Source organism: Actinoplanes sp. HUAS TT8, assembly GCF_051380535.1.
Classification (GTDB): Bacteria; Actinomycetota; Actinomycetes; order Mycobacteriales; family Micromonosporaceae; genus Actinoplanes.
This window is the reverse complement of record NZ_CP195646.1, coordinates 7,897,232-7,918,809: the sequence shown is the minus strand read 5'-3', so window position 1 is coordinate 7,918,809 and position 21,578 is coordinate 7,897,232. Positions and strand designations below refer to the sequence as shown.

The window sequence follows — 21,578 nt, the reverse complement described above, 5'->3', positions numbered from 1 at the left end:
ATCGGGCGATGAGCCTGACTGAATCCGAGCTGCGCGACACGATCGCGCGGGAGATGCCCGGTGTCCGCGCCGACCTGGAACGGCTGGTGCGGATTCCGGGCATCGCTTTCGAGGGTTTCGACCATTCGCACGTGGAGCGTTCCGCCGAGGCCGTCGCCGAGCTGCTGCGGGGCTGTGGCCTCGACACGCAGGTCGTGCGGCACGGCGGCCAGCCCGCCGTGATCGGCCGCAAGCCCGCCCCGCCCGGCGCCCCGACGGTGCTGCTCTACGCGCACCACGACGTGCAGCCGACCGGCGACCCGGCGCTGTGGGAGAGCGACCCGTTCGAGCCGGTCGAGCGGGACGGCCGGCTCTACGGCCGGGGCGCCGCCGACGACAAGGCCGGGGTGATGGCCCACGTGGCCGCGCTGCGCGCCTTCGGTGACCAGCTCCCGGTCGGCGTGGTCGTCTTCGTCGAGGGCGAGGAGGAGTACGGGTCGGACTCCCTCGACGCGATCATCCAGGCGCACCTGGACGAGCTGCGCTCGGACGTGATCGTCATCGCCGACTCCGGTAACTGGGACATCGGCCAGCCCGCGCTGACCACCTCGCTGCGTGGCCTGGTCAACCTGTTCGTCGAGGTCAAGGTGCTGAAGAGTGCCGTGCACAGCGGCATGTTCGGCGGCCCGGTGCCGGACGCGCTGACCGCCCTGGTGCGGCTGCTCGGCACGCTGCACGACGACGACGGTGAGGTCGCGGTCGACGGCCTGGTCGGCCGCGAGGGCGCCAGCGTCGACTACCCGGAGGACCGGTTCCGTTTCGAGGCCGGGATGCTCGACGGTGTCTCGCTGATCGGCCGCGGCACGATCACCGACCGGATCTGGACCAAGCCGTCGATCGCGGTGCTCGGCATCGACGCGCCGCGCACCCTGGAGGCGGCCAACGCCCTGCAGGCCACGGCCAAGGCCAAGGTCAGCATCCGGGTCGCGCCCGGCGACGATCCGAAGTCGGTCTACGCGGCGGCCAAGGCCCACCTGGAGAAGCACGCACCGTGGGGCGCGCACGTCGAGGTGACGCTGGAGAGCGACGGCGACCCGTCGGTGATCGACGCCACCGGCCCCGGTTTCGACGCCGCCCGGGCCGCTTTCCGGTCGGCCTGGGACGGGGCCGAACCGGTGGACATGGGCGTCGGTGGATCAATTCCGTTCATCGCCACCTTCCAGGAACTGTTCCCCGGTGCGACGATCCTGGTCACCGGTGTCGAAGACCCACACTCGGCCGCTCATGGCCCGAACGAGAGCCTGCACCTGGGCGAGTTCGAGCGGGTCTGTCTCGCCGAGGCGCTGCTGCTCAAGAACGTTGCGGAGACCTTGACGAAGTGAAGTAGGACGGAGTCGCTGATGACCGAGCTGACGTGTGAGGTCCTCGTGGTGGGCGCCGGCCCGACCGGGCTGATGCTCGCCAACTGGCTGACCCGGCTCGGGGTGCAGGTGCTCGTGGTGGACGGCAAGGACGGTCCGACCCGCGAGTCCCGGGCACTGGTCGTGCAGGCGCGCAGCCTGGAGATCTACGACCAGCTCGGCATCGGCGACGAGGTGCTGGACGCGGCCCGGCGGGCCGAGGCGATGTCACCCGGGAGCGGGGCCCGGGTGTTCGGCCGGGTTCCGCTCGGGCCGCTCGGGAAGGGCGTCACGCCGTACCCCTTCCTGGAGGTTCTCGAACAGAGCCGCAACGAGGAGATCCTCTACGACAATCTGCGCAAGCTCGGCGGCGACGTGGCCTGGGAGACCCCGATCACGGCGATGACGCAGGTCGAGGAGGGCATCGAGGCCAAGGTCGGCAATCACACCGTCCGCGCCCGGTTCTGCGTCGGCTGCGACGGGGCGAACTCGGCCGTCCGCAAGGCCCGCCGGATCGCCTTCGAAGGCAGCACCAACGCGCACCGGTTCTACGTGCTCGACGCGACCGCGACGGCCGGCCTGGTCACCGACGCGGTCAACGTGCGGCCCGGTGGGCGCGAGTTCCTGCTGGCCTTCCCGATGTCCGGCCGCGGCAACTGGCGGCTGATCGGCCTGGTCCGCGACGAGGACGGCGACGGCATGATCGACGAGGAGGAGGTGCGGGCGCGGCTCCGGCAGATCTTCGCGGTGACCTACGCGGAGGCACGCTGGTTCGCGACGTACCGGGTGCATCACCGGGTCGCCGCGGCGTTCCGCGACGGCCCGTTCTTCCTGGCCGGGGACGCCGGCCACGTGCACTCGCCGGTCGGCGCGCAGGGCATGAACACCGGCCTGCAGGACGCGCACAACCTGGCCTTCAAACTCGCCGACGTGCTGCGCGGCCGCCGCCGCGACTCCTGGCTGGACCGCTACGAGGCGGAACGCCGCCCGGTCGCGAAGACGCTGGTCGCCACCACCGACCGCCTCTTCCAGGCGATCACCACCGACAAACGGACCACCCGGGCACTGCGGACCGCCCTGATCCCGGTGATCGCGCCGATCGCGACCCGGATTCTGCCCCGATCGTCCGGCGGCTCACGGCTCTTCCAATACGTGTCCCAGGTGCGCATCCACTACCCGATCGGCCCGGACGCGCGGACACCGGACGGCCGTCGCGACCCCGTCGTCGGCCGCCGCCTGCCCTGGACCGGCGGAAACTTCAGCGTGCTGCGTGCCGCCGACTGGCAGATCCACGGATACGGCGGGCTGGAGGGCCCCGACGCCCCCGACCTCGGCCTGCCCGTGCACATCTTCCCGGCCGCGCCCACGACGTACCTCAAGCCCGGTTTCTTCTATCTCGTCCGCCCCGACGGCTTCGTCGCCTCGCGCGCCGAACCGGCCGACGCGGAGGTGAAGTTCCGACACGCGATGGCCGTGTGATCGACGATCAATCCTGTTAGGATTCGAACATGCGTTCGACAACGGCAGCTCCTACCGGTGGGGGTAATCAGCACAGCTCGGTGGCCCTGGTGAAGTCCACCGGGCCGCGCGCCACCGTGGATCGGCTTCGGACACGCGATCGGATCGAGTCGATCGCACGGCTGCGCGCCGCGGTCCGAGCCCTGGGGGACGTCGACGTCTCCGGGTGGGACGACGCCACCCTCACCGACCATCTCGACGAGCTCTCCCAGGCGCTGTGCGGGCTCGACGCCGAACTCTCCCGCGTCGCCGACTCGGTCCGAGCCCGCGGCTTCCGCATCGACGAGCAGCTGGCCGCCTAGCCCGGAAGTAGACCTACTTCCTCCCGATCAGGGCCGCTTCGCGCAGCGGAGCGACCACAACCAACCCCAAGATCAAATTCTTCATTGCCTATGTCCGCCGTGGTCCAGATCGTCGCTCCCGCGGGGACCCTTCCGGGCTGAGCAGGGCGCTGGCGCGCCCAAAACGCTCACCCCTCCAGGGCGACGTCCGCCGTTGCTCCCGCTCACCCCAACCCCCACCCACCCCGCCCTCCCACCACGCCAACTCCCCACCCGCCCGCCGGCCGGCCGCGCGCGCGGCCGGTGGTGGGGTGTGCCCCGTCCCTCGTGAGCACCTCCGGACGCCAGCCGACAGCGTGCAGCTGGTGGTGGGGTATGCCTCGGGCCCGGCAACGCACCCCTCAGGACCAGCCGGAACCCAGCGCTGCACGCGCCGGCCCGAGCGATGTCATCATCGACGCCCAGCCGGTTCGGTACGTCGTGCCGCCAGCTGGTGCTGAGTGCTGTTCCGAGCGCGTTTTACGACCGTGAGCACCAGCTGGTGGTGGGCGGCTGGTGCTGAGTGCTGTTCCGAGCGGGTTTTGCGACCGTGAGCACCAGCTGGTGGTGGGCGGCTGGTGCTGAGTGCTGTTCCGGGCGGGTTTTGCGACCGTGAGCACCAGCTGGTGGTGGGCGGCTGGTGCTGAGTGCTGTTGCGGGCGGGTTTTGCGACCGTGAGCACCAGCTGGTGGTGGGCGGCTGGTGGTGGGGGCTGTTGCGGGCGGGTTTTGCGACCGTGAGCACCAGCTGGTGGTGGGCGGCTGGTGGTGGGGGCTGTTGCGGGCGGGTTTTGCGACCGTGAGCACCAGCTGGTGGTGGGCGGCTGGTCGTGGGGGCTGCTGGGGGTGGGGGAGGGCTGTCAGGATGTGGGGGTGCGGTTTGTTGAGATTGCCGCTACCTCGGCGGGGGTCGGGGCCGTCGGCGGGCGGAAGGCGAAGATCGAGCTGCTGGCCGACGCGCTGAGGCGGCTTGAGCCGGGGGAGGTCGCGGCCGGTTCGGCGTTCCTGGCCGGGGAGTTGCGGCAGCGGCAGACCGGGGTGGGCTATGCCGGGTTGCGGGCGCGGCCGGCGCCGGCGGCCGAGGCGACGCTGACGGTGGGCGCGGTGGATGCGGCGATCGCCGAGATCGCGGCGGTGGCCGGGGCCGGGTCGCAGGCGAGGCGGCGGGAGTTGCTCGGGGCGCTGTTCGGGGCGGCGACCGCGGAGGAGCAGCGGCTGCTGGTCGGGCTGTTCGGCGGGGAGTTGCGGCAGGGGGCGCAGGCCGGGCTGCTGGCCGAGGCGGTGGCGGTGGCTGCGGCGGTGCCGGTCACGGCCGTACGCCGAGCTCTGCTTCTTTGTGGTGATCTGAAACGGGTGGCGGTTGCCGCCCTCGGGGGTGGCTCGGCGGCGCTGGCCGAGATCCATCTCAGGGTGGGTACGCCGTTGACGCCGATGCTGGCGCAGAGCGCGCCCGATGTCGGTGCGGCGCTGCTGGCGACCGGGTCGCCCGCGGTCGTCGACACGAAGCTCGACGGGATTCGGATCCAGGTGCACCGGTCCGGGGACGAGGTGGCGGTCTTCACCCGGAGTCTGGACGACATCACCGAGCGGCTGCCCGGGGTGGTGGCCGCGGTCCGGGCTCTGCCGCTGCGCGAGGTGGTGCTGGACGGGGAGGCGATGGCGTTGGACGAGCGGGGTCGGCCGCGCCCGTTCCAGGAGACGTCGAGCCGGGCCGCGACGCGCGGAAAGGCGGGGCGGGGGAAGGCGGGCCCGGAGGCCGAGCGGGCGGCCCTGGTGCCGTACTTCTTCGATCTTCTTCATCTGGACGGCACGGATCTCCTCGACGAACCGGGTCGGGTGCGCTGGGCGGCCCTGGCCGAGGCGCTGCCGTCCGGGCTGATCGTCGGGCGCGAGACGGTGGAGACCGAGGAGCAGGCCGCCGCGGTGTTCGCCGCCGCGATCGCCGCCGGGCAGGAGGGCGTGGTGATCAAGGCGCCCGAGGCGGTGTACGACGTGGGCCGTCGCGGTTCGGCCTGGGTCAAGGTGAAACCCCGCCACACCCTGGACCTGGTCGTGCTGGCCGTCGAGTGGGGGCACGGCCGGCGCCACGGCTGGCTGTCGAACCTGCATCTGGGCGCGCGGGATCCGGGGACCGGTGGGTTCGTGATGCTCGGCAAGACGTTCAAGGGGCTCACCGACGAGCTGCTGCGCTGGCAGACCGAACGGTTCAAGGAGCTGGCCGTGCAGGACGACGGCTGGGTGGTGCGGGTCCGGCCGGAGCAGGTGGTGGAGATCGCGTTCGACGGGGTGCAGACGTCGCCGCGCTATCCGGGCGGGGTGGCGCTGCGGTTCGCCCGGGTGCTGCGGTATCGGGAGGACAAACGTGCGGCCGAGGCGGACACCATCGACGATGTCCGGGCGATCGGCCGGGCGTTATAGGGCGGCCAGGCTCCGTACGTAATTGACCTGCTGGTTGATGGTGACCACGTCGTCCTCGTCGTCGACCGGGATGCGGGCCACGTACTGCTGCGGGCCGCTGGTGAGCGTGACCTGCACCGTGCCCTGCGGGGCCGACGCCTTGACCAGCAGGAGCAGCAGGCTGAACCCGACCGTGCAGACCGACAGCGCGATGCCGACGATCCTGGCCCAGAGCGGTGTACGGCGTTGGGTGATCCAGAACTCGTTGACCTGCCAGCGCGAACCGGCGAGCGGGAAGTCCCCGGCCGGTGTGCGGATGGTCGTCGAGGTGATCTCGATCTCGGCGATCCGGACGATGACCGGCCCGGACGTGACGGGCGGGGGCCCGGCCGGGAATTGCGACGGGACGGACGGCGACACGGCCGGCGGCGGGGTGGGACTGCCCGGGGCCGGCGCGGGGGTGCCCCAGGGATCGTCCGGCGGGAAGGTCATGCCCGGGACATTAATCGGCGCCGTTCCGCGCGGCGAGGCGCCGGTCCGCCTCGTCGACGCGATCCCCCGATCTGGCCGCCTTCTTCGCGTCCCGGGCAGCGGCCTTGGCGGCGGCGCGCCGGTCGGCCTCCTCGACCCGGTCGCGCGGGCGGGACCCGGCGGCGCGCTGATCGGCTTCGGCCACGCGGTCGCGCGGCGCCCCGGCCGGGACGGGCGCCGGCTCGTCGCCGGGGACGGGCTGGTCGGCCGCCGGGACGTTCTCGCCCCGCGCCTCACGCCGCGCCTGGTACCCGTAGAGCACCAGCGCCATGACCGAGAACAACCACCACTGAACCGCGTATCCCCCGTTCTGCCACGCGTCCTCGTGGTCGATCGGGATCCGGGCGAAGGCTGCGTCGTTGGCCGGGGTCTGTTCGGTGAGCAGCACGTACGCCCCGTACACGGGGAAGGGAAGTTCGGGGGCGAGCTTCGGAATGCTCACCCGGCGGGTGTCGAGCCGGCCGTCACGTCGCTCGATCGGGGCCGGTCGACTTTCCGACAGGTGCACCTGTCCGACAACGGTCACCTCGCCGCTCGGCGCGGCCGGTGCCTGCGGCGGCGCCAGAGCTCCGCCGGCCGCCGGGGGCACCCAGCCGCGGTCGACCAGGACGGCCGTCCCGTCGGACAGCAGGAGCGGGGTGAGGATCTCGAAACCGACGTCACCGTTCACCGTGCGGCCCCGCGCCTGGATCTCGTGCGCCACGTCGTAATGCCCGGTGACCGTGACCTTTGTCCAGGCCCACGCCTTGCCGGGGGACGGGCCGGGGGTGCCCTGGGCGGCCGGCGCGGTGAGCACCGAGGTGAGCGGGACGGCCTGACCCGAGTCGGCCGCGTCGATCCGGTTGTTGATGTCGGTGCGCTCGTGGTACCGCCGGAGCTGCCAGTTGCCGAGCATCACCATGATCACCGAGGCGACCACGGCCAGGACGGCCGCGGCCAGCCAGCGAGGCGTCAGCAGGAACCGGTACACCCCCCGAGGCTACCCGGCGTGTCGGCAGCCGCCGCCGCAGCCGGGTACTGTGCGAACTCCGGCGGCCATTAGCACCTGACCGCGGGTCCGCGAAACCACCGGGGGATACATTGATCACCGCCGCCCAGCCACGTCTGGTCGTGAGCGCGCCGTCGTCCGGCCACGGGAAGACCGCGATAGCCGTCGGTCTGCTCGCGGCGATGGCGGCCCGCGGCGTCACGACGGCGGGCTTCAAGGTCGGTCCCGATCACACCGACGCGGCCTATCTCGGCCTCGCCGCCGGCCGCCCCGGCCGCAACCTGGACCCGCGCCTGGTCGGCGCGCAGCGGATCGCGCCGCTGTTCGGGCACGGCGCCTCCGGCGCGCAGCTGTCCGTCATCGAGGGCGCGATGGGCCTGTTCGACAGTCTCACCGGCCAGCCCGAGATCGACGGCACCGCCGCGGTCGCGGCCGCGCTGCGCGCCCCGGTGGCGCTCGTCGTCGACGTGGCCGCGATGGGTCACTCGCTGGCCGCGCTCGTGCACGGCTTCCGGATGTTCGACGAGATGGTGCACCTGGGCGGCGTGATCCTGAACCGGGTCGCCTCGCCCCGCCACGAGCAGATGCTCCGCAGCGCCCTGGACGACATCGGCATGCCCGTGCTCGGCGCCCTGCGCCGCGGTGACCTGCCCAACGTGCTGCCCTCCCGCGCCCACGGCCTGGTGCCGGTCGCCCACCGGACGGTCGAGGCCGGCCGGGCCGTGCGGCGCCTCGGCGAGGCGGTCGCGCAGGCGCTCGACCTGGACCGGCTGATGGCCCTGGCCAACACCGCGCCGTCGCTGCCCGGCCCGTTCTGGACACCGGCCGAGGCCGGCGAGCCGGTCGAGATGCGCCCGGTGGTCGCGCTCGCCGGTGGTCCGGGGGCCCCTTATACGTACGTGGAGACGGCCGAGCTGCTGTCCGCGGCCGGCGCTGAGGTCGTCATCGTCGACCCCCTCCGCGACGAGTCGCTGCCGCCGGGCACGCGGGCCCTGATCGTGGGTTCCGGACTTCCCGAGGGGTACGCCGAGGAGCTGTCGGCCAATCGTCGCCTCTGTGCCGACGTGGCGCAGTTCGCCCGCGACGGCTGGCCGGTGGTGGCCGAGGGCGTCGCCCTTCCGTGGCTGGGCCGCGAGCTGGACGGCCGCCCGATGTGCGGGGTGCTGGACATCACCGGCGTGACCGGCGAGCAGACCGTGGCCGGCTACCGGGAGGCGACCGCGCCGGGCACGTCGGTGCTGGCCCCGGCCGGCGCCCGGATCACCGGCTACAAGCAGCACCGCGCGGTGGTGACGCCGCGGGCCGGTTCCGCGCCGGCGTGGACCTGGTCGGGTGGTAACCCGGAGGGGTTCGTGTGGCGTCAGGTGCACGCCTCGCAGCTCGGCCTGCACTGGGCGGCGGCTCCCGAGATCGCCAAGCGGCTGGTCCTGGCCGCGGTGGCCGGTCCGGCGATGCCCGGCCAGCAGCCGCCGATGAGTGCGCCGGCCCCGCAGGCGCCGATGGCCCAGCCGATTCCGATGGTGCAGCCGGTGTCGCAGCTGGCCCAGCCCCTGCCGGCTCAGCTCGTGCAGCCGGTGGCCGCTCAGCTCGCGCAGCCGGTGCCGTCCCAGGCGGCCCAGCCGATGGCCGCTCAGCATGCGCCTTCGCACCCCGAGCCTTCTTTCGAGCAGCACGCGCCCCTTCCCTACGAGCAGCACGCGCCCGGTCCTTTCGACCAGCACGGGCCTGCCTCCTTCGAGCCGCACGGGCCTGCTCTTTTCGAGCCGCACGGGCCTGCTCTTTTTGAACAGCGCTTCGAGCCGCACGCGCCGGCGCAGCCCGGCCCGATGGGTCCGGTTCCGGCCGGGGTCTCGGGCGGCGGGCCGGTTCCGGTCGGCCCGCAGGGTTCCGGGCCGCTTCCGGCGATGACGTACGGTCCGGGGTCGCCCTCGGCCGGTTACGCCGGCGGCGGGGCGGAGACGGGGATGCCCGCCTCGATCTCCGGGCCGCTGCCGGGCGGGATGCCGCCGGTCGCTCCGGCGTCCGATCTCGCCCCGACCACCGGCCCGGTCCCCGGCATGCCCCTGACCGATCAGTACCAGGGAGCGCCGCTGCCCGGTCCGAACGGCTCGGTTGCGCCGCGCCCGGGTTCGGGCTCGCCGAACGGCGGCCCCATCCACGGGATGCCGCACACCGGCGGGATTCCCGACAATCGGCCCACCTCGGACATTCAGATTCCGTCCTGACCGACCCCTCGCCGGGCGCTCGGCACGGTTCTTTTGACCGATTTCGTACGGCCGGGTGAGCCGCTCTCCGGCGTGCCCCCGGAGAGATCCGGGGCGCTGATCGCCGGAAGCCACCTTACGTGCCAAAACGGCGTCCGCCGGTCCGGAAACTGTCGTACCCGCCTCGTACCGTGAGAGAACGACAACCGAAGGAGGATGATCGTGGCCGCTCGCCTGCCGCTGGATCTGGACCCGCCGGTTCGTCAGATCAGGGCGCTGCTGCTGGGGGTCGACGACCGTGAGCTGATCGCGCCCACCCCGTGCCCGGGCTGGTCGGTCGCGACCCTTCTCGATCACCTGATGAGCCTGGCCGAGGCGTTCACCCAGGCCGCGCGCAAGGGGGCCGACGCGTCCGGTGACGGTCCGCCGCCGGCGCCGTCCGCGACCCACCTGCCGCCGCACTGGCGCAGCCGCCTGCCGGTGCTGCTGGAGGAGCTGGCCACCGCGTGGAAGGATCCGGCCGCCTGGCTCGGCACGGCCCACGCCGGGGGAGTGTCCATGCCGGCCCGTGAGATGGGCACGGTCGCCGCCAACGAGCTGGTCCTGCACGGCTGGGATCTGGCCCGGGCCACCGGGCAGGATTTCGCCGCCGATCCGCGCGTCCTGGCCACGCTCGTCGACTTCCTCGCGGCCGGTCCGGCCGAGGGCACCCCGGGGTTTCTCGGCCCGCGTGTCCCGATCGAGCCGGAGGATGCCGACGACGACCTGCCCCGGGTGCTGGCGCTGGCCGGCCGCGACCCGTCGTGGCGACCACCCCGGGCCGGCGACGTCCCGTCGGCCCGGCTGCACCGCGAATATCCGCCGGCCGCCCGCTCAGCGTGAGCGGCGGGAACGCGGTCCGGGCCGCCGCGGTGGAGAGGCGACGGCCCTGACCGGAACGGATCACCAGACGAGTTTGTCCGACGGCGGCGTGAACTTGGCCTCGGGCTGATCCTTCAGGGCGTCCCGCAGCGTCTGCGCCACCGTGTACTTCGAGATCGTCGACCGCCCGTTCCCCACGTAGTGCTCGGGGTTGTCCGGGTCGGCCACGAACGCCGACGCCGCCAGCTGCGGGGTGAATCCGCTGAACCACGCGGTCTTGTTGTTGTCCGTGGTCCCGCTCTTGCCGGCCACCGGCCGCCCCAGGGTTCCGTAGACCATCTCCGAGGTCCCCCATCCGCCGCAGCTTCCGCGGGCCGCGCCGTACCCGGTCGGGCAGCGGGCCGCGTCGGTCGCCGCCCGGGCCACGTCCTGGCTGAACACCCGGTGGCAGCGGGGCGCGGCGATGACTTTGCCCTTGTAGGTGGCGTTCTTCCCGTCCGGGGTGCGGATGGAGACGACCGGCAGCGGTTCGCAGTAGCTGCCTTCGGCGGCGACGGTCGCGAACACGTTGGCGATCTCCACCGGGGTGGCGTCGCTGACGCCGAGGGTGAACGCGCCCCACCCGGACGCGTGCTCGGGCGAGGCCAGTTTCTTGTCCACCGCCGTACGCCATTTCAGGCCCAGTTTTTCGGCCATGGCCACCGCCTTCTCGGCGCCGACCCGCTGTTCGAGTTGCACGAAGTACGTGTTCACGGATTTGCCGAAGCCGCTCCACATGGTCTGGTTCCCGGTCATCGACTTGCTGGAGTTCTTCGGGCACCAATGGGTCCCGCAGGTCGCCGGTCCGGGCGCGGTGATGTATTTGGACACGAACCGTTCGGGCGCGTAGTACGTGGTGGACAGCGGCAGCCCGGCGTCCAGTGCGGCCAGCATCGTGAAGATCTTGAACGTGGATCCGGCCTGGTAGCCGGCCATGTCCCCGCCGCCGAGCAGCGGGTTCACCGTGTTCGGATAGTTGCCGCGCAGGTCGTGTTGTCTCCGGTCGCTGTGTTTGCCGTTGTCGTCCTGCTGCAGCGAGTACCACCGGTTCACCGCCATGCTGACGACCCGCCCGGTGCCGGGCTGGATCACCACCTCACCGTGCGCGAACGGACTGTTGCGGCTCTCCTTGTCGAGGACGTGTTCCATGGCCGCGGCCTGCACCTTCGGGTCGATCGAGGTGACGACGCGGTAGCCGCCGCGGCGCAGGTTCTCCTCGCGTTCCAGCACGTTGCCGCCGAACGCGGGCTGTTCCCGCCACCAGTTCTTGAAGTAGTCGCAGAAGAAGCCCCAGTCGTTGTGCTTGCGGGAGACCGAGACGCAGTCGTTCGGCGGCGCGCTCAGCTTCAGCTTGATCTTGGCTTTCTTGGCGCCGGCGGCCTGGGCCGCGGTGATCGAGCCCATCTTCAGCATCTGGTCGATCACGTAGTCGCGCCGTTGCAGCGCCGCCGCGCTCTGGCCCTTGATCGCCGGGTCGTAGGCCGAGGGCGCCTTGACCAGCCCGGCCAGCAGCGCCGCCTCGTTCAGGGTGAGGTTCTTGGCGGATTTGGAGAAGAACACCTCGGACGCCGCGTAGATCCCGTAGGCCCGGTGCCCGAAGTACGCCGCGTTCAGGTACCGCTGGAGGATCTCCTGCTTGCTGAGCCGCTGTTCGACCTCGATGGCCAGGCGCATCTCGCGCAGTTTGCGGCTCGCCGTCTGCTCGGTGGCCTCCAGGGCCTGTTTCGGGGTCCGGGCGCTGTCCCGCAGGGCCATCCGCACGTACTGCATGGTCAGGGTCGAGGCGCCCTGGGACACCCCGCCGGCCTGCTGGTTGGCGACGAACGCGCGGGCCACGCCCTTGGCGTCGACACCGTGGTGCTCGTAGAAGCGGGTGTCCTCGGAGGCCACGATGGCCTGGGTGATGTAGGGCGACATGTCCTTGAGAGCGACCTGCCGCCGGTACTCCTCGTAGAACATGGTCAGCAGGGTCCGGCCGTCCTTGGCGTACACGTAGGTGGTCTGCGCGGCGGGCACCTCGGTGAGTTGTTCCGGCATGTTCTCCAGGGCGCCGGTGCCGGCCTTGACCCCCATCCCGGCGAGGGCCGTGAACGGATAGGACAGGCCGGCGATGACCAGGCCCGCGATGAGCCCGGCACGGATCAGGAGGGCGACTCTTCCGGCTACGGTGGGGCGTCGGTCAGTCACCCTCTGAAGGTATGACAAATCGCCTCATGTTCCCCACGAATCCGCCGGACAACGCGAGTGCGGCATGCTGACCCCATGACGTACGACCTTGATCATCACGGCGACGCCGAGGTGGGCAGCGGCCTGATCGATCTCGCCGTCAACGTGCGTCACCAGGCGATGCCCGGCTGGCTGGCCGATCCGATCCGAGACTCGCTGGACCGGCTCTCGGCCTACCCGGACGCGACCGGGGCAACCGCGGCGGTCGCCGCCCGGCACCGGCGGGACCCGGCCGAGGTGCTGCTCACGGCCGGCGCCGCGCAGGCGTTCACGCTGCTCGCGCAGGCGTTGCGCGGGGCCCGGCGCCCGGTCGTGGTGCATCCGCAGTTCACCGAGCCGGAGGCGGCACTGCGCAACGCCGGGCACGAGATCGACCGGGTGCTGCTGCGCGAGGAGGACGGCTTCCGGCTCGATCCGGCGCTGGTCCCGGACGACGCCGACCTGGTCTTCGTCGGCAACCCCACCAACCCGACGTCGGTCCTGCACCCGGCCGCGGACGTGGCGAAGCTGGCCCGCCCCGGCCGGGTCCTGGTGGTGGACGAGGCGTTCGCCGACACGACGTACCGCACGGATTGCCCCGGGGAACCGGAATCGCTGGCCGGCCGCCGTGACCTGCCCGGTCTGGTCGTCCTGCGGAGCCTGACCAAGACCTGGGGCCTGGCCGGCCTGCGGATCGGCTACCTGCTCGGCCCGGCCGAACTGCTGCCCCGGCTGGCCGCGGCCCAGCCGCTCTGGGCGGTCTCCACTCCGGCGCTCGCCGCGGCCGTCGCCTGCGCGTCGCCGGTCGCGGTCGCGGCCGAACGCGAGATCGCGGCGGCCGTCGCGGCCGAGCGCGACCATCTGGTGGAACGGCTCCGGCAGGTGCCGAAGGTCACGGTTCCCGGCCACCCGGCCTCCGCTTTCGTTCCCGTACGGCTTCGGGGCGCCGATGAGATCCGCGTTGAGCTGCGCAGACGCGGCTACGCGGTCCGCCGGGGCGACACTTTCCCGGGCCTGGGTCCCGACTGGCTGCGGATTGCGGTGCGCGACACTGCCACCACGGACCGATTCGTGCAGACTCTGCGAGAAGTGATCGAGGAGCGACCGTGACCCTGGAGACCACCCTGGCGGCCATCCGCCCGGCCGACGAGCAGGCCATGGCCGCCGCCCGCGAGCTGCAGTCCCGCCTGACCAAGCCGGCCGGCTCGCTCGGCCGCCTGGAGGAGTTGTCGGTGCGCCTGGCCGGCCTGGCCGGGGTCTGCCCGCCGCCGATGCCCGAGCCGGCCACCGTCGCCGTCTTCGCCGGTGACCACGGCGTGCACGCGCAGGGCGTGAGCCCGTGGCCGCAGGAGGTCACCGCCCAGATGGTGGCCAACTTCGTGGCCGGCGGCGCGGTCGTGAACGCGTTCGCCCGGCAGGCCGGGGCCGACGTGATGGTGGTCGACGCCGGGGTGGCGATCCCGTTGCACGGCGGGCCGAACCTGCTGGACGCCAACATCCGGCGCGGCACCCGGGACATGACGGTCGAGCCGGCCCTGACCCGCGAGGAGGCTCTGGCCGCGGTCGAGCTGGGGATCGCGGTCGCCCGGACCCTCGTCGACGCGGGCGCGAAATGCCTGCTCACCGGCGACATGGGGATCGCCAACACGACGCCGGCGGCAGCCCTGACCGCGGTCTTCACCGGCTCCGCCCCGGCCGCCGTGACCGGGCGCGGCACCGGCATCGACGACGAGACGCTGGCCCACAAGACCGAGGTGGTCGCGGCCGCGCTGGCCCGGCACACCCCCGACCCGGCCGATCCGCTCGGCGTGCTGGCCGCGGTCGGCGGTCTGGAGCACGCCGCGCTGGCCGGATTCGTCCTGGGCGCGGCCGCGCACCGGGTGCCGGTGATCGTGGACGGCGTGATCGCCGCCTCGGCCGCGCTGGCCGCCGCCGCGTTCGCGCCGGACGCGGTCGCCGCGATGGTCGCCGGGCACCGCTCGGCCGAGCCGGGCGCCGGCGTCGCGCTGGCCCACCTGGGCCTGGAGCCGCTGCTCGACCTCGGGATGCGGCTCGGCGAGGGCAGCGGCGCGGTGCTGGCCCTGCCGATCGTCGCCGCCTCGGTCCGCGTCCTGCACGAGGTCGCCACGTTCGATTCCGCGGGAGTTTCCGAGAAATGAGCCTCTACCCCCTCGCGCTGCGCATCGAGGGCCGCCGCGTGCTGGTGGTCGGCGGCGGCACGGTGGCCACCCGCCGCGTCCCGGCCCTGATCGCCGCCGGTGCGCTCGTCGACATCGTCGCCCCCGAGCTGACCCCCGCCCTGCAGGCCCACGTCGACGCCGGCCGGGCCACCTGGACGCCGCGGCGTTTCGCGCCGGCCGACGTCCAGGGCGCCTGGCTGGTCCACGTCGCCGTCGACGACCCCGACGCGGCGGCCCAGGTCAGCGCGGCGGCCGAGGATCAAAGAATTTTTTGCGTACGGGCGGACGACCGCGACGCCGCGACCGCGTGGACGCCCGCGGTGACCCGGCACGGTCAGGTGACCGTCGCGGTGACCGACGGTGGCGACCGCCGGCGCGCGATGGCGGTCCGTGACCTCGTGGCGCACGCGCTGGAGGCCGCGCCCCCGGCGTCCCCCGAGCTCAAGGGCGTCGCACTCGTCGGCGCCGGCCCGGGCGACCCGGAACTGATCACCATCAAGGGCCGTCGCCTGCTCGCCGCGGCCGACGTGGTGGTCGCCGACCGGCTCGTCCCGGGCATGCTGCTGGGCGAGCTCCGGCCCGAGGTCGAGCTGATCGACGCGGCCAAGATCCCGTACGGGCCGTCGGCCGCCCAGGGCGAGATCAACCGGATCCTGGTCGACCGGGCTCTGCAGGGCAAATTCGTGGTCCGGCTCAAGGGCGGCGACAACTTCGTCTTCGGGCGCGGCGGCGAGGAAGCCCTGGCCTGCGCCGAGGCCGGTGTCCCGGTGCTGGTGGTGCCGGGCGTGACCAGCTCGATCGCGGCGCCCGCGCTGGCCGGCATCCCGGTCACGCACCGCGGGGTGGCCCACGAGTTCACCGTCGTCTCCGGCCACATCCCGCCCGACCACGCGGACTCGCTCGTCGACTGGCCGGCCCTGGCCCGCCTGCGCGGGACCCTCGTCGTGCTGATGGGCCTCAAGAACCTGCCGAAGATCGCCGAACGGCTGGTGGCCGAGGGCCGTGACCCGGCCACCCCGGTCGCGGTGATCCAGGAGGGGTCGACCGCTCACCAGCGCTCGCTGCGGAGCACCCTCGGGGCGGTCGCCGCCGACGCCGCGACCGCGGGGATCCGGCCGCCGGCGGTGGTCGTGATCGGCGACGTGGTCGCGGTGACCGAGGCGTTCACCCCGGCCGCGGGCTGACCTCCGTACCGAAGCAATCGGCGCCGGACCCGAAGCGGCCCGGCGCCGAAACGCCTGGTTCTAGGACTGGATGGTCTTCTCGTTGTCGTCGGCACCGAGCTTCTCGTCGGCACCGAGTTCGTCCAGGAACGTGCGCGCCCAGCGGGCGACGTCGTGCGTGCGCAGGTGGCGCTGCATGACGCGCATCCGGCGCTTGAGCTCGGACGGCTCCGAGTTGATCGAGCGGAGCAGCGCGTCCTTGACGCCGTCCGGGTCGTGCGGGTTGCACAGGAACGACTGCCGGAGTTCCGTGGCGGCGCCGGCGAACTCGCTGAGGATCAGCGCGCCCCCGGTGTCGCCGCGGCAGGCGATGTACTCCTTGGCGACCAGGTTCATCCCGTCCCGCAGCGGGGTCACCATCATCACGTCGGCCGCCGCGTACATGGCGGCGAGCTCCTGCTTGTCGACCGACTGGTGCAGATAGTGCACGGCCGGGGTGCCGACCTTGCCGAACTCGCCGTTGATCCGGCCGACCTCGCGCTCGACCTTGACCCGCAGCGTCTGGTAGTGCTCGACCCGTTCCCGGCTGGGCGTCGCCACCTGGACCATCACCGCGTCCCCGACGTTCAGCTTCCCGTCGGCCAGCAGCTCGCGGAACGCCTTGAGGCGCAGCTCGATGCCCTTGGTGTAGTCCAGCCGGTCGACGCCGAGGATCACCGTCTTCGGATCACCCAGCTCGGCCCGGATCTGCTTGGCCCGGGCCTGCACCGCCGGATCGGCCGCCAGCCGCTCCATGTCCCGGGTGTCGATGCTGATCGGGAACGCGCCGGCCTTCACCTTGCGCCCGTCCACCTGGATGGACTGGCCCTCGTAGCGCAGGCCGAGCAGGTGCCGGGCCAGGCGCACGAAATTCTGCGCCGCGAGGCGCTGCTGGAAACCGACCAGGTCGGCGCCGAGCAGGCCGCGCAGGATCTCGGCCCGGAACGGCATCTGCATGAACAGCTCGATCGGCGGGAACGGGATGTGCAGGAAGAAGCCGATCCGCAGGTCGGGGCGCATCTCCCGCAGCATTGCGGGCACCAGCTGGAGCTGGTAGTCCTGCACCCAGACGGTGGCGCCCTCGGCCGCCACGTCGGCCGCGGCCTCGGCGAACCGCTGGTTGACCGCGCGATACGAATCCCGCCAGCGGCGTTTGTAGACGGGGGTCTCCACGGCGTCGTGGTAGAGCGGCCAGATCGTCGCGTTCGACTGGCCCTCGTAGTACCGCTCGAGCTCGTCGGCGCTCAACGGCACCGGGTGGATGTGGATGCCCTCGAGATCGAACGGCTCCGGGGCTGGGCCGTCCCCGCCGGCCCAGCCGATCCAGGTCCCACGATGCTCGACGAGCACCGGGTGCAACGCTGTGACCAGGCCCCCTGGGCTGGGCCGCCACTGCTTGTCCCCGCTGGGCAGGGTGACTTCGTCAACAGGCAATCGGTTGGCGACGACGACGAAGGAACTTCGTTGGGCCACGCTGAGTACACCTCCGGGTGGTTTCTGTTCCCAGGGCGAGCCTACTGTGCGTAGCCACCCCGGGCCGTACCCGACTCTGGTCTCCAGGTTTTGACCTGGATGCCATCCTGTGCCGGTGGCATCCCTCGATGATCATTCCCAGCCGCGGCGCCCGATCTTCTACCCTGTGGTGATTGCCACTGTGCTGTTGACGATCGTCGGCATGATCGGTGGGTATCTGCTGAGCGAGCGGCACGGCGAATCGTCGTCGTCGCCCTCCGACACCGGTTCCGACGTCGGCACACCCTCCGGCGCCGCCTCCTCGGCGCCGGAGCTGCTCGCGGTCGAAGGTGAGTGCACCGAGCACACCCAGGAAATGGCCAGGGACGCCGGAGCGTTGCTACCGGTGTCACAGGTCCTGCGCATCACGACCACCGGCGGCTCGGTGATCTGGATCTGCCAGGACAAGGTCGGGAAGCTCTACTACCACGCCAACAAGGGCGGCGAGGACGCGAAGTGGGTGGAGGGCCAGACGGCGCTGTTCATCCCGAACATGACCGTGCAGCCCGACGGCAGTTTCCAGGGCGTCGCGCCGCAGGACGGCTCGATCTTCAACGTGACCCCGTTCCGCCTGCTGATCACCCCGAAGCACGGAGAACCGAAGGTCCAGAACGCGGTACCGAGCTGACCGGCCGGGGTTGGCGTTCGCGGTGGCCGCGGGACCTGGAAAGATTGTCCTTTGATTCCGGCACCGAAAACTCACGACCTCGGAGGTAGGGCACACCGTGGCCCAGTTCATCTACGTCCTGGAAAAGGCGCGCAAGGCGCACGGCGACAAGGTCGTGCTCGACAACGTGACGCTGAACTTCCTGCCAGGCGTCAAGATCGGTGTCGTCGGACCGAACGGCGCCGGTAAGTCCAGTCTCCTCAAGATCATGGCGGGGGTCGACCAGGTCAGCAACGGCGACGCCCGGCTCATGCCCGGCTACACCGTCGGCATGCTGGCCCAGGAGCCGCCGCTGAACGAGGCGAAGACCGTCCTCGGCAACATCGAGGAAGCCGTCGCCGAGACCAAGGCCAAGCTGGAGCGGTTCAACAAGATCGCCGAGCAGATGGCCACCGACTACACCGACGAGCTGATGGAGGAGATGGGCAAGCTCCAGGAGGAGCTCGACCACTCCAACGCGTGGGACGTCGACTCCCAGCTCGAACTGGCGATGGACGCGCTGCGCTGCCCGCCGCCGGACGCCGACGTCACCCAGCTCTCCGGTGGTGAGCGCCGCCGGGTCGCGCTCTGCAAGCTGCTGCTCGAGGCGCCCGACCTGCTGCTGCTCGACGAGCCCACCAACCACCTGGACGCGGAGAGCGTCTCCTGGCTGGAGCAGCACCTGTCGAAGTACGCGGGCACGGTCATCGCGATCACCCACGACCGGTACTTCCTGGACAACGTCGCGACCTGGATCCTCGAACTGGACCGCGGCCACGCGTACCCGTACGAGGGCAACTACTCGACGTACCTGGACAAGAAGGCGGCCCGTCTGGCCGTGCAGGGCCGCAAGGACCAGAAGCTGCAGAAGCGCCTCACCGAGGAGCTCGAGTGGGTCCGGTCCAACGCCAAGGCCCGGCAGACCAAGAGCAAGGCCCGCCTGGAGCGGTACGAGGAGATGGCCACCGAGGCCGAGAAGACCCGGAAGCTGGACTTCGAGGAGATCCAGATCCCGCCGGGCCCGCGCCTGGGCAACACCGTCATCGAGACCAAGGACCTGGTCAAGGGCTTCGACGGCCGGGTGCTGATCGACCACCTGTCGTTCTCGCTGCCGCGCAACGGCATCGTCGGCATCATCGGGCCGAACGGCGTCGGCAAGACCACCCTGTTCAAGACCATCGTCGGGCTGGAGCAGCCGGACGACGGCTCGGTCCGGGTCGGTGAGACGGTCAAGCTGTCCTACGTCGACCAGAACCGGTCCGGTCTGGACGGCACCAAGACGGTGTGGGAGGTCGTCTCCGACGGGCTCGACTACATGATGGTCGGCAAGGTCGAGATGCCGTCCCGGGCGTACGTCGCCGCGTTCGGCTTCAAGGGTCCGGACCAGCAGAAACCGGTCAAGGTGCTGTCCGGTGGCGAGCGGAACCGGCTCAACCTGGCGATGACGCTGAAGATCGGCGGCAACGTGATCCTGCTCGACGAGCCGACCAACGACCTGGACGTGGAGACGCTGTCCAGCCTGGAGAACGCGCTGCTGGACTTCCCCGGCTGCGCCGTGGTCATCTCCCACGACCGGATGTTCCTGGACCGGGTCACCACCCACATGCTGGCGTGGGAGGGCACCGACGAGGACCCGGACAAGTGGTTCTGGTTCGAGGGCAACTTCGACGCGTACGAGAAGAACAAGATCGACCGTCTCGGCGCCGACGCGGCCCGCCCGCACCGGGTCACCTACCGCAAGCTGACCCGTGACTGAGCCTGCCCGCGGCGGAAAACCGAAGCAAAACCATGATTGAGCGTTTTACCCATCACGTGCCCGTGCGCTGGTCCGACATGGACGCGTACGGGCACGTCAACAACGCGCGCTTCCTCACCCTGTACGAGGAGGCGCGCGTCGCCATGTTCTTCGTCGGGGCGCGGGAGCGAGGCCTCGGCTCGTTCGAGGAGGGCATCGTCATCGCCCGCCACGAGATCGACTATCTGAAGCCGGTGGACTTCGGTGAGCCCGTCCGCGTCGAGATGTGGGTCTCCGACCTGCGGGCGGCCGCGTTCACGGTGTCGTACGAGCTGTTCGACGACGGCGTGCTGGCCAGCCGGGCCAAGTCCGTGTGCGTGCCGTACAACCTGGCCAACGGGCATCCGCGCCGGCTCACGCCGGAGGAGAAGGAGTTCCTCACGCCGTACACGGGCGGCGGGTCATGAGTGGGCACGGCCTGCTCGGGATTCCCGACGCAGGCGCGTTCCTGGCCCGGCTGACCCGGCTGGACCCGGCGGCGCCGGTCCGGTTGCGGTCGGCCGGCGGGCGTACCGCGCTCTGGGCCCACCTGCCCTGGGACGTGATGGTCACCCGCGAGGTGGCCGGCCCCGGGCCGGGTGACGCCACCGTCTCCGCCGCCGCCCTGCTGGCCGTGCTGGCCGCCGGCGGTCAGGATCTGCCGGAACGCCGGGACACCCAGTGGCGCTGGCCGTTGCCGCCGCCGTTGAGCACCGCCATCGAGTCGATCTCCGGTGAGGAGTTGACCCGGCTGGCCGCGGCCGCCGCCGGAACGCTCCGGGAGATCGCCGCGGGTGGGGTCTCCGGTCGCGTCGTCGGTCAGCGGGCGGTCCGTGACGCGCTCCTCGATCACGTCGCTCTGGTCGTCACGCCGGAGGGCGGCGACGTGGTTCAGATCTCCCAGAGACTCGTCCAGGCGGTCGCGCGAATGGGATTTCTGGGCCCGCGCGGTGCCGAACCGGTCGAGGCGCGGGTAAGGACCGCGAGTGCGTGGGTGGGAATTTCAGCACCATATGGAGTCGCGTGGCGACAGAGCGCCCACAAATTGACCGTTATGCCGATGGCAAGTCACCCGAAAGGGTGAGTCCATATCGGCCCTTTGGTCCCGCCCTCCCGTTGGGGGGATGACCTTTAGGAAACGGTTGGGTACCGTCGGCCCTCGGATCTACTGCAACGTCCGGCAGCGGGTCTGTTGGGGAGCGAGGTGCGCACAATGCCGTGGTGGTCTTGGCGTCCGGGAACGGCCGCGGGTAACGAGCCGGATACCGGTGGCGAGGTGGCGGTGCAGAGCACCGTCCGGGTAAGTGTCCCCGCCCAGCGCGAGCCAGGGCGGACGAGCACGCCGGCCGAGCTGCCGACGACCGGGTCGTCCGACCAGATCGAGCAGGTGTCGCTGGCGCGCGTCGGAAAGGCGCTGGACCTGCTGGACATAAGGTTCCTGGCCGACGGCAGCGGCAGCCTCCTGGCGATGTGGGAGCGGCACGCCGTGCTGTTCACGCTCGAAGGGCCGGACGACGAGATCCTCGTCATGCGGGCCCGACCACACGCGACCGTTCCGCCGGACTGGGCGGATCGGGCCTACCGGATAGTGAACGAGTGGAACCACACGCGACGCTTCTGCAAGGCGTACGTGGGTGACCCGACCGAGCGCGGGCAGCTGCCGATCTACGCGGAGCTGCAGGTGCCGCTGGCCGCCGGAGCCCACGACAAGCTCCTGGTCGAACTCCTCGACTGCGGTGCCGCGGTGGCCACGTCGTTCGTCGACTGGCTCCACGACGAGGGCGCTCTGCTGTAGTTGCTCCTCATCGGCGGCTTTTCGCGGG

At 71.5% G+C, this 21,578-nt stretch carries 18 protein-coding genes; 14 read left to right on the top strand and 4 right to left on the bottom strand.

The window, feature by feature from the left end; genetic code table 11:
* The first annotated feature begins 14 nt into the window (after positions 1-14).
* The 4 genes from ACSHV8_RS35010 (at position 15) to ACSHV8_RS34995 (ending at position 5,634) form a co-directional block, all read left to right on the top strand.
* Positions 15-1,361, top strand: coding sequence for a dipeptidase (locus tag ACSHV8_RS35010; RefSeq protein ID WP_436537058.1), 1,347 nt, complete (start codon positions 15-17; stop codon positions 1,359-1,361).
* 18 nt (positions 1,362-1,379) lie between these two features.
* Positions 1,380-2,858 carry an FAD-dependent monooxygenase gene (locus tag ACSHV8_RS35005; protein ID WP_436522882.1) on the top strand — a complete coding sequence of 493 codons (1,479 nt, stop codon included), beginning with the start codon at positions 1,380-1,382 and terminating at the stop codon, positions 2,856-2,858.
* A 143-nt stretch (positions 2,859-3,001) separates the two neighbouring features.
* Complete coding sequence (locus tag ACSHV8_RS35000; protein WP_436537056.1) at positions 3,002-3,199, top strand: hypothetical protein; 198 nt, start codon at positions 3,002-3,004, stop codon at positions 3,197-3,199.
* Positions 3,200-4,089: 890 nt separating this feature from the next.
* Positions 4,090-5,634, top strand: a complete 1,545-nt coding sequence (locus tag ACSHV8_RS34995; protein ID WP_436522880.1) for an ATP-dependent DNA ligase — start codon at positions 4,090-4,092, stop codon at positions 5,632-5,634.
* Here the strand turns inward: ACSHV8_RS34995 and ACSHV8_RS34990 are convergent.
* Both ACSHV8_RS34990 and ACSHV8_RS34985 read right to left on the bottom strand, forming a co-directional pair.
* Positions 5,629-6,105, bottom strand: a complete 477-nt coding sequence (locus ACSHV8_RS34990; RefSeq protein ID WP_436522878.1) for a hypothetical protein — start codon at positions 6,103-6,105, stop codon at positions 5,629-5,631. The two genes, ACSHV8_RS34995 and ACSHV8_RS34990, sit on opposite strands and share 6 nt — an antisense overlap.
* A gap of 10 nt (positions 6,106-6,115) precedes the next feature.
* Positions 6,116-7,114 carry an SURF1 family cytochrome oxidase biogenesis protein gene (locus ACSHV8_RS34985; protein ID WP_436522876.1) on the bottom strand — a complete coding sequence of 333 codons (999 nt, stop codon included), beginning with the start codon at positions 7,112-7,114 and terminating at the stop codon, positions 6,116-6,118.
* A gap of 140 nt (positions 7,115-7,254) precedes the next feature.
* Here ACSHV8_RS34985 and ACSHV8_RS34980 point away from each other — a divergent pair, with 140 nt between their 5' ends.
* Entirely contained in the window at positions 7,255-9,357 is a 2,103-nt protein-coding gene (locus ACSHV8_RS34980; protein WP_436522874.1) for a cobyrinate a,c-diamide synthase, read from the top strand.
* A 201-nt stretch (positions 9,358-9,558) separates the two neighbouring features.
* On the top strand, positions 9,559-10,218 hold the full coding sequence (locus ACSHV8_RS34975) for a TIGR03086 family metal-binding protein (RefSeq protein ID WP_436522873.1): 660 nt from the start codon (positions 9,559-9,561) through the stop codon (positions 10,216-10,218).
* 60 nt (positions 10,219-10,278) lie between these two features.
* Here the strand turns inward: ACSHV8_RS34975 and ACSHV8_RS34970 are convergent, their stop codons facing one another.
* The gene (locus tag ACSHV8_RS34970) at positions 10,279-12,423 is read right to left on the bottom strand and encodes a transglycosylase domain-containing protein (RefSeq protein WP_436522871.1); all 2,145 of its coding nucleotides are present in this window, start codon (positions 12,421-12,423) and stop codon (positions 10,279-10,281) included.
* A gap of 57 nt (positions 12,424-12,480) precedes the next feature.
* On the opposite strand from ACSHV8_RS34970, the gene cobC reads away from it, so the two are divergent.
* Genes cobC through cobA form a run of 3 tightly spaced genes read left to right on the top strand, consistent with a single transcriptional unit; the run spans position 12,481 to position 15,805 of the window.
* Positions 12,481-13,551, top strand: a complete 1,071-nt coding sequence (gene cobC, locus ACSHV8_RS34965) for an Rv2231c family pyridoxal phosphate-dependent protein CobC (RefSeq protein ID WP_436522869.1) — start codon at positions 12,481-12,483, stop codon at positions 13,549-13,551.
* Positions 13,548-14,600 carry a nicotinate-nucleotide--dimethylbenzimidazole phosphoribosyltransferase gene (cobT, locus tag ACSHV8_RS34960; protein ID WP_436522867.1) on the top strand — a complete coding sequence of 351 codons (1,053 nt, stop codon included), beginning with the start codon at positions 13,548-13,550 and terminating at the stop codon, positions 14,598-14,600. Before cobC ends, cobT begins: the two co-directional genes overlap by 4 nt.
* On the top strand, positions 14,597-15,805 hold the full coding sequence (cobA, locus tag ACSHV8_RS34955) for a uroporphyrinogen-III C-methyltransferase (protein WP_436522865.1): 1,209 nt from the start codon (positions 14,597-14,599) through the stop codon (positions 15,803-15,805). The genes cobT and cobA overlap by 4 nt, the downstream gene beginning before the upstream one ends.
* A 60-nt stretch (positions 15,806-15,865) precedes the next feature.
* On the opposite strand, the gene ACSHV8_RS34950 is transcribed toward cobA, so the two are convergent.
* On the bottom strand, positions 15,866-17,296 hold the full coding sequence (locus ACSHV8_RS34950) for an alpha,alpha-trehalose-phosphate synthase (UDP-forming) (RefSeq protein ID WP_436522863.1): 1,431 nt from the start codon (positions 17,294-17,296) through the stop codon (positions 15,866-15,868).
* A gap of 166 nt (positions 17,297-17,462) precedes the next feature.
* Here ACSHV8_RS34950 and ACSHV8_RS34945 point away from each other — a divergent pair, with 166 nt between their 5' ends.
* From ACSHV8_RS34945 to ACSHV8_RS34925, 5 genes are all read left to right on the top strand, one after another.
* Complete coding sequence (locus ACSHV8_RS34945) at positions 17,463-17,963, top strand: hypothetical protein (protein WP_436522861.1); 501 nt, start codon at positions 17,463-17,465, stop codon at positions 17,961-17,963.
* Positions 17,964-18,060: 97 nt separating this feature from the next.
* Positions 18,061-19,737: an energy-dependent translational throttle protein EttA gene (gene ettA, locus ACSHV8_RS34940; protein ID WP_436522859.1), complete on the top strand. Its 1,677-nt coding sequence runs from the start codon at positions 18,061-18,063 to the stop codon at positions 19,735-19,737.
* A gap of 32 nt (positions 19,738-19,769) precedes the next feature.
* Positions 19,770-20,183: an acyl-CoA thioesterase gene (locus ACSHV8_RS34935; protein WP_436522857.1), complete on the top strand. Its 414-nt coding sequence runs from the start codon at positions 19,770-19,772 to the stop codon at positions 20,181-20,183.
* On the top strand, positions 20,180-20,839 hold the full coding sequence (locus tag ACSHV8_RS34930) for a hypothetical protein (protein ID WP_436522855.1): 660 nt from the start codon (positions 20,180-20,182) through the stop codon (positions 20,837-20,839). The genes ACSHV8_RS34935 and ACSHV8_RS34930 overlap by 4 nt, the downstream gene beginning before the upstream one ends.
* A gap of 129 nt (positions 20,840-20,968) precedes the next feature.
* Entirely contained in the window at positions 20,969-21,550 is a 582-nt protein-coding gene (locus ACSHV8_RS34925) for a YbjN domain-containing protein (protein ID WP_436522853.1), read from the top strand.
* The last annotated feature ends 28 nt before the right edge of the window (positions 21,551-21,578 follow it).